The organism is Streptococcus sp. E29BA, from assembly GCF_041807805.1.
Classification (GTDB): Bacteria; Bacillota; Bacilli; order Lactobacillales; family Streptococcaceae; genus Streptococcus; species Streptococcus entericus.
The window spans coordinates 1-252 of the sequence record NZ_JBGTZA010000066.1; the positions used below are offsets into that span (position 1 = coordinate 1).

Sequence of the window (252 nt, forward strand, 5' to 3'; positions counted from 1 at the left end):
GCATTCGTCGTATCATGAAGCGATTGAATCTCGTATCTGTTTACCAGAAAGCCAGCTTCAAACCGCATGCCAAAGGGGAAAATGACGCACCCATTCCAAACCTCTTAGCCAGACAATTCAATCAAGAAAAGCCACTGGAAGCGATTGTAACAGACTTAACTTATGTCCGTGTTGGCAAGCGATGGGCTTATGTTTGCTTGATGATTGACCTCTTCAACCGTGAAATCATTGGTCTGTCAGTCGGTTGGCAGA

General features: G+C 45.2%; 1 pseudogene. It reads left to right on the top strand.

The features are described 5' to 3' along the window. Positions 1 to 252, top strand: a pseudogene (locus tag ACERC8_RS09855) (IS3 family transposase); the annotation flags it as partial.